This is a genomic window from Pedobacter sp. GQ55 (assembly GCF_059758925.1).
The window spans coordinates 1-322 of record NZ_JCAXEI010000036.1 but is presented as its reverse complement, the minus strand read 5'-3'; the positions used below and the strand labels follow the sequence as shown (position 1 = coordinate 322).

The 322-nt window shown below is 39.4% G+C and carries 1 pseudogene; it reads left to right on the top strand.

Annotated elements, in window-relative coordinates:
* Positions 1 to 112: 112 nt before the first annotated feature.
* Positions 113 to 322: pseudogene (locus AC6CH7_RS26515) on the top strand (hypothetical protein); the annotation flags it as partial.

The window sequence follows — 322 nt, the reverse complement described above, 5'->3', positions numbered from 1 at the left end:
GGTCACAGCCAGTTGCTAAACGTGCGCAAGCTGTAACTTTTTTGGTCAGTCAAATGCTCGAAAAAAATCAGCGAATGGATAAAACAATAGTAAACAAAATAAAAAACAGATCATGATGCTAGCAAAAGATTTTGAGGATTTTGTCCAATTGCTCAACGAGCATGGAGTAGAATATATGGTAGTTGGCGGGTACGCAATGGCATTTCATGGCAAACCACGTTATACCGGGGATTTGGATATCTGGATTAATATATCCGAAGCGAACGCACAAAAACTGCTGAAGGTTATGAATGCTTTTGGTATGGCTTCTTTAGGATTTGAG